This is a genomic window from Legionella tunisiensis (assembly GCF_000308315.1).
In the GTDB taxonomy this organism is placed as follows: Bacteria; Pseudomonadota; Gammaproteobacteria; order Legionellales; family Legionellaceae; genus Tatlockia; species Tatlockia tunisiensis.
The window spans coordinates 1-6,624 of record NZ_CALJ01000041.1; the positions used below are offsets into that span (position 1 = coordinate 1).

A 6,624-nucleotide genomic window follows, 5' to 3' on the forward strand; every position below is an offset into this window, starting at 1 on the left:
TGCATAAACTGCCAATTAGTCACGATACTTTTATATTGACCTAACACAAAGGGAAGATTTAGTGGTGTACGCTTGTCAGCCGCCAGGGTTTCTGGCATGCGTGCCAGAACCCAACCTGCGATGAGCAGGCCCCAAACAAATAAAGATAGAAAAATCCACCGCCAATTCGTTAATGTCGCCAAAAGCCCTCCCAAGAAAGGACCCAAGGCAGGAGCAAGCACTGTAATGCTACTCATAGTCGCCAAAAGACGAACAGAATTTTTTGATCATAGAGTTCATGAATACTGGCATATCCGGGAACGATGATAAAGCAGATTGTACACCCTTGGAAAAAACGCGCGGCAATCAAGATGCTAATATTAGGTGCAACTGCACAGAAGAACGTGGATACTACAAAAATTAACATGCCGATAATAAAGACTGGACGTCTGCCAACTCGATCACAAATAGGCCCTATAAACAATTGCATCGACATGCCACCTAGGAACCAAGAGGATAAAGTGAGCTGAACAAGGCTGGTAGACGCATCCAAATCACGCATCATGTCAGGCAAAGCCGGGAGATACATATCCGTTGAAAGGAAAACCGCCATTTCAGCACAGATCAGAATTAGAGGAAAAATAAGTATATTTTTAAACATTCATATATCCACATTAGTAAGATTGATTTACAAAGCACGTCAATCACTGAGAAAAAATCGAGCAGGTATTGCATTGATTGGTACAATGCTAAAGCCTTCCATTCTAAGAAAAGAAGGCTCGGAACCAATTCATTAAATATTAATTAGCGCTTGGGGATTAGGCTTTGATAAATATTCTTCCAGTTGCGTTTCACTAAAAAAGCATTTTGAAGACCGAAGCTGCGAATCATGTTTGACAAATGCAATATCAACCTGAGCCAAGGCATTATCAATTGCGCGATAATGGCCTTCTAATATTTCATAACAGCGATAACCTAACTCAACCATGGTTGAAATAATTTCATGAATTTCAGGAGCACCCTTACGGAACTCATGGAAGGAGGTTTCAATAATTAAAATATCAATTTTATCCAAGAGCTCTTTAGAACCCTTCAGCACTTCTAACTCATTACCTTGTGTATCTACCTTCAACAAGCTAGGGCGCGCTATTGTTTGAGGAATTAACGTGTCTAATCGTCTCAAAGGCACAGTAATCTTTTCCCCATCAAAAGACTCACCCTCCCATTGACGTAAACAACTTGAGCCAGAAATGTCGCCATGAAGAAAAAATCAATTTCGCTATCTTCTGAACCTGCAGCCACATTAAACGTAGTAGCACCAATACTACTCTCAAGCTTTTTAAGCAAGGGCAAACATTGGGGGACGGGTTCAACGAGATAAAATTTTGCTTCCGGCAAAAACTTATGAAGTGCTGGCGTCCCATAAGCTATCCCCACATCGATAACCGTTTTAATATGAAAATTAAGTTTTTTCAGATGACTAATAAAGGAACCAAAATCTCTGTTTGGAGTATTCTTGGTTGATAATTTCAGATTAAGGGGGGATAAAAGACGATTAGCGATTGGAAATAAATAGGATGCCAATAGATGTTTATTGAATTTCATTGATTGTTCCCTAATCTTTAATTATAAACTGGGGTTACAAATAAGCCGGGATTGTATATTATTTTTACCGTAAAAAGAATATCTCGCTCTAAAATTACAGTCATTTAAAGAAACTACTATACTAGGGGTTGTTGATATTTCGCTTGTTTTTCGGCCTAGATAGTGCAAATTTCAACATGCCCGATCAAATAAGTTGCCTTTATTTGGAGTCATCATATGCCTGTCCAGACGCCTATTAATGCCAGCCCCCCAAAAACGCCCTCATCGTTTGTGCGGGCACCGTGACCTGCCATACAGTATCCAGCATGGGAGCTGGCTTCACTGTCTTTAAAGAGCATTTTGATAAAAATCTTCATTACGAAAATTTACCTGGAGGTTGGATTGCTGCCTTGCAGTTACAATTGGATAATTTTCATCAGCAAAAACAAGAAATGCCGGCCTATATTCGTCTTGCCAAGCAAGATAATTACCTTGGCGGTATAGCCACTGTGCCCGATAAATTTGGGCATAAGGGCTTAACCTTTGCCAAAACTATCACAGAGCAAGATCTACAGGCGCAGTATAAGGCGGCGATTAGGGGAGCCATAAGAGATGCCTTGCTTGTACAACGTCCTTTATTCATTCAACCGTTAGGGATTGGTGTTTACGGTTGGGATCCTGAACTGGCAGCAACCTTCTTTGCAGAAGTAATTTGCCAAACAGATTCTAAAGCTGAACTGGACATCAGCATTCCCATCTTTAATCCCACCCCTGGATCCAATAACGAAAAGTTCAAACTGCGTTTTGCGAGCGAAATGCAAAAGAATGGGCGTTCAGTTACGTAATAGCAGCGTTACAGTGAACATCCATCGAACCACACTATTTATTATTCATTTTCCGTAAAAGCTCTCCCAGTTCGATCGGCATTGGAAAAACAACTGTTGAAGTATTGCTTCCTGCTAAACTGGCTAGCGTTTGTAAATAGCGTAATTGCATTGCCTGCGGCTCTTTCACCAACACTTGCGCGGCTTGTAATAATTTTTCTGAAGCTTGCAATTCACCTTCCGCATGGATGATTTTTGCTCTTCTGTCTCGCTCTGCTTCGGCTTGTTTCGCAATGGCGCGAATCATACTTTCGTCCAAATCGACACGCTTAATTTCCACATTAGAAACTTTAATACCCCAGCCATCCGTTTGCGCATCCAATATTTTTTGCACATCACTGTTTAGTTGCTCTCGTTCTGCCAGCATTTCATCCAATTCATGTTGGCCAAGTACAGAACGAAGCGTAGTCTGTGCCAATTGACTCGTTGCCTCAAAATAATTTTCTACTTGAATAATTGCCTTTTGCGCATCTACGACGCGGAAATAAAGTACAGCATTAACACGAACGGAAACATTATCACGCGAAATAACATCTTGGCTAGGCACATCCATTACTACTGTTCGTAAATCAACGCGAACCATTTGCTGTATGCCGGGAATAATAATAACCAGTCCCGGCCCTTAACCGCCAAAAGCGGCCTAGCATAAATACGACTCCTCGTTCATATTCTCTAAGTACACGAAACGCTGCAAGGAGGATGAAAATGATAATAATTACAAAGAACCCGAAGAATGAAGCCATGATTTTCCCCTTAGGCATCCTTATTGCTGATGTTGGAATCAGCGTCATGATTAATCTCTTCTACCTGTAATTGTAGACCTTTAGTAGCGACTACCTTTATGTGTTTATCCGCAGGAATGGGGCAATTTGCATGCACACTCCAAATTTCTCCTCTAATAACCGCCTGACCACACGGATCTACGACACCTAAGGTTCGTCCCTCAGCGCCTAGTAAAATATCAACACCATGTTGAATTTTTTGTTTTCTTGATTTTATTGCTACCGTAAATAAGGCAAATATAAACACTATATTCACTGCTGCCATCGCCCAAATGGCCGACCAAGCAATTTGATAATTGTTATGATCACTATCAATAAGCAAAACAGAACCAATAATAAAAGATACCGTCCCTCCTAAACCGAGGGTACCAAAACTTGGCGTAAATGCCTCTGCGGTAATAAGTATAATACCTAGAATAATCAGACCGAGGCCTGCATAATTGACAGGTAAGAGTTGCAGGGCGTACAAAGCCAACAAACTAGCTACTGAACCAACCACACCGGGTAACATAAATCCTGGATTCACTAACTCAAAGAAAATACCGTATACACCTAAAAGTAAAAGCAAGTAAGCCACTGTAGGCTCTGTAATAATCTGTAGGAATCGAGTGCGCCAATCAGGAACTACGCCCTCTACTTGCGCATTCTTTGTGTTTAGTTGGATTTTTTGATTATCTTGGGTCACTATTAAACCGTTTAATTGTGTTAAAAGGTCATCACGATCTTTAGCAACTATATTAATAACTCCAGCCTTCAGGGCCTCATTTGCTGTCAATGTCGCTGCATCCAAAATTGCTTTTTGCGCAAATATTGCATCGCGGCCACGTAATTGGGCAAGGGAACGAATATAGGCAACCGCATCATTAGTGACCTTTTTATCCATTGTTGATTGCTGTTTTGCTGTTTGATCCGCCTTATCAGTATCACCCAACAAATTGACCGGACTAGCCGCCCCTAAATGAGTACTGGGAGCCATGGCCGCCACAGTACTAGCATAAAGCAAAAAGTCCCTGCACTCGCAGCTCGGGCCCCATTGGGTGAAACATAAGTGACAACAGGTACTTTAGAAGAGAGAATATCACGCACGATCTGGCGCGTTGACTTATCCAAACCGCCTGGGGTATCCAATTGAATCAAGATAAGGCCCGTACCACTTTGCGCGGCATGGATAGCACGTGACAGATAGTCAGCCGTTGCAGGACCTATTGCGCCATTCACTTTTAGTTCAATCACTTTCCCTGTCGCTGCAGTCACGGGTAATAGCATCGCTAGTAAGCTTATCAATACGAGCAAGCGACGCATTAGCCTCCCGCTCATGACACCGTACCTTTGTCAGTCAAAAGTTCGATTAGGTAGCCGTCTGGATCTTTAACGAACGCTAAAATAACATCACCATGTTTCATGGGACCTGCATCTCTGACAATGTTCCCACCCTGTGCTTTAATGCGGGCGCAGGCTTGATAGACATCATCCACAGCAATAGCAATATGCCCATAGGCATCACCTTTATCATAACTGCTCTTATCCCAATTATAAGTAAGCTCTAATTGCGCACCTCCGGGTGTATCAGGATAACCAAGAAAAACTAAACTAAAACGCCCTTCAGGATAGTCCTTATGGCTTATTAATTTCATATTTAGCAAAGAGGTATAAAACGCAATGGATTTGTTCAGGTCTGTAACCCGCAGCATGGTATGTAGAATTCGCATAAAACATCCTGTTCTACCACTTATTTGATTAAGCATAGCAGGATTTTTATGGATAAGCCGTGTTCTATAGGATTTTAAGGCTAAATCTTAAGAAGATTACCGCGCAATTGACTGCGCGGTAACAAAATTATTTTGACTCTTTTTTAGAAATATACACCTATCTGAGCAAGTATGGTATTTGAAGAGCGACCGGTACCAACTGTATTTTGGTTAACAACATCTGGAGGTGCTGCGCCATTGGCAAACTGGTTGATTTTATAATCGCGATCATAGCGATACTCAAGGCTTTCTACTGTATCTTTCCATATCGAAATGCTATATACACCAGCAAAACGCTGCCTGGGTAAATTTAAGGCCAAACTGTCTTTTGTCCACTGGTAACCTAGTGAGAACGACGAAGGTTTACAAAAACTCATAAAGGTCATGCCGGCTTCTAACTGGACGGCCTGTGGTTTTGCTCCTCTACCATTAAAGCTTAGATCTTGTGTTCTAAAGGCTTTTGTAGCACCGACCCATTCCGCAGTAAAGTTATAGCGATCGATATTCATGGTCCAATGAAAACCTAAGCCAGGTACTTTAGTTACCCGCTCATTACCATTGGTTATCGAACTAAAGCCACCAAAGGTCGTACCCGGAGCAGAACCGGTGTCCTGCATTCCGGCTGAATCATCGATTGAGCCTATATAGCTCGCTCCAATTTCTCCGGCCATATCACCTGATTTGATCGTGTAACCCAGATTGACCCCACCTACACCAGAGTGTCCCAATGTAGTATCTGATCTGAACCCATAGACAGCTGCGAAAGGTCCTGAATCATATTGTGATTTATAACCAAAAATGAAAGGTCTTGATTTTGTTCTGGTTAATCGCTGAGTTAAAGGGGAGCTGATCATTGCACTGGAGTAGCGGCCAAAAGGTACATACAATTGTCCAGCAGTGAAATAATAGGGAGTGCGGTCCAAATCACCAATATTGACAAAACCCAGATTTAATTGGAAAGCCGAATTGCTGACACGCGGCCCACTGATCAAGGGTGGTGTTTCATCATAAGCGACGGACATAAAAGCTTCCACTGTATCATTTAACATCGCCGCAACATCAAACTCGCTAGAACCTAAATCGATATCGCCAGTACTGTTACCTGCAAAAGAACGATTAAAGTTGGCAACTGGTTCTGCTTTTCCACTTAAAGCAATAATGGGGACATTAGGAACTGGGTAGCCTATGCTTTCATACGCACGATAAAGTCGGCGTCGCTGCTGCATTAATCGAATATCGCGGTTAATACTTGAAATGTTTACAATATAATCAGAACCATCAAAAGCAGGTCTATCACCAGTATAAGGGGCAGTTACTACTGGGGTTCCTGCAATGTAGGTAATTACTTTTCCATCGGCAAGCAAAGCTGTGGGATAAAAATTGCTTGAATCACGCTGGTCATCTACGGTGTGAACTGTTAGTGCACTGGTATGGTACGATTTAATTGGTTCATCACTATGCCTGGCAGGCGGTTTTGCAGGCTGAGATTTACCTGTTTCTACCGGCCTTTTGATAATCCGCTTTTTGGCTTGTACAGGTTGTCTTGCCCGAACGGGTTTGTTACTTGATGTCGTTTTGCTAACTTTTTTGGTCTACTGGCTTTCACCGCTGGCTTATTTGCTGATTGAGCAACTAACTGCTTTTTGT

Annotated in this window: 7 protein-coding genes and 3 pseudogenes; 1 reads left to right on the top strand and 9 read right to left on the bottom strand. The window is 42.1% G+C overall.

From position 1 onward, the window contains the following. The 4 genes and pseudogenes from BN58_RS21600 to BN58_RS02985 all read right to left on the bottom strand — a co-directional run. Positions 1 to 236 (bottom strand): annotated as a pseudogene (locus BN58_RS21600) (hypothetical protein); the annotation flags it as partial. Then, complete coding sequence (locus BN58_RS02975; RefSeq protein WP_019215581.1) at positions 233 to 640, bottom strand: MFS transporter; 408 nt, start codon at positions 638 to 640, stop codon at positions 233 to 235. The gene BN58_RS02975 and the pseudogene BN58_RS21600, both read right to left, overlap by 4 nt. A gap of 132 nt (positions 641 to 772) precedes the next feature. After that, entirely contained in the window at positions 773 to 1,168 is a 396-nt protein-coding gene (locus tag BN58_RS02980; RefSeq protein WP_198009804.1) for an FkbM family methyltransferase, read from the bottom strand. Further along, positions 1,159 to 1,584, bottom strand: coding sequence for a class I SAM-dependent methyltransferase (locus BN58_RS02985; protein ID WP_019215583.1), 426 nt, complete (start codon positions 1,582 to 1,584; stop codon positions 1,159 to 1,161). Before BN58_RS02985 ends, BN58_RS02980 begins: the two co-directional genes overlap by 10 nt. Before the next feature lie 281 nt (positions 1,585 to 1,865). Here BN58_RS02985 and BN58_RS02990 point away from each other — a divergent pair, with 281 nt between their 5' ends. Further along, on the top strand, positions 1,866 to 2,408 hold the full coding sequence (locus tag BN58_RS02990; protein WP_198009805.1) for a hypothetical protein: 543 nt from the start codon (positions 1,866 to 1,868) through the stop codon (positions 2,406 to 2,408). 34 nt (positions 2,409 to 2,442) lie between these two features. On the opposite strand, the pseudogene BN58_RS21605 reads toward BN58_RS02990, so the two are convergent. From BN58_RS21605 to BN58_RS21615, 5 genes and pseudogenes are all read right to left on the bottom strand, one after another. Next, positions 2,443 to 3,190 (bottom strand): annotated as a pseudogene (locus tag BN58_RS21605) (slipin family protein). 10 nt (positions 3,191 to 3,200) lie between these two features. Further along, complete coding sequence (locus tag BN58_RS21610; RefSeq protein WP_019215585.1) at positions 3,201 to 4,205, bottom strand: NfeD family protein; 1,005 nt, start codon at positions 4,203 to 4,205, stop codon at positions 3,201 to 3,203. Next, complete coding sequence (locus BN58_RS37450; protein WP_408605451.1) at positions 4,184 to 4,546, bottom strand: Clp protease/crotonase-like domain-containing protein; 363 nt, start codon at positions 4,544 to 4,546, stop codon at positions 4,184 to 4,186. The genes BN58_RS21610 and BN58_RS37450 overlap by 22 nt, the downstream gene beginning before the upstream one ends. Continuing rightward, a complete protein-coding gene (gene gloA, locus BN58_RS03005) occupies positions 4,543 to 4,938 on the bottom strand; it encodes a lactoylglutathione lyase (RefSeq protein WP_019215586.1) in 396 nt (131 codons plus the stop codon). The genes BN58_RS37450 and gloA overlap by 4 nt, the downstream gene beginning before the upstream one ends. Positions 4,939 to 5,081: 143 nt before the next feature. Continuing rightward, positions 5,082 to 6,455: pseudogene (locus tag BN58_RS21615) on the bottom strand (LbtU family siderophore porin); the annotation flags it as partial. Positions 6,456 to 6,624: the final 169 nt, after the last annotated feature.